Raw genomic sequence first — 240 nt, 5'->3', positions numbered from 1 at the left:
GTTAATCGTGGGTGCGGCCTTACAGCTTTCCGCTGAAACAACTGCCTATCTTGTTTCTATGGCGATGATCGCCTCTGGTATTGGTACCTGGTTACAAGTAAACCGCTACGGCATCGTCGGTTCTGGCCTACTCTCAATTCAGTCAGTCAATTTTTCATTTGTTACGGTCATGATTGCGCTGGGCAGCAGCATGAAAAGCGACGGTTTTCACGAAGAGTTAATCATGTCGTCGCTTCTCGG

General features: G+C 48.3%; 1 protein-coding gene. It reads left to right on the top strand.

Annotated elements, in window-relative coordinates; all coding sequences use genetic code 11:
• On the top strand, window positions 1-240 hold a 240-nt coding region (locus HMPREF0528_RS08800; protein ID WP_004896678.1), incomplete at both ends, for a solute carrier family 23 protein.

Source organism: Lactobacillus johnsonii ATCC 33200 (assembly GCF_000159355.1).
Lineage (GTDB): Bacteria > Bacillota > Bacilli > Lactobacillales > Lactobacillaceae > Lactobacillus > Lactobacillus johnsonii.
The sequence above is the reverse complement of the archived record's forward strand: the minus strand, read 5'-3'. Positions and strand labels throughout refer to the sequence as shown.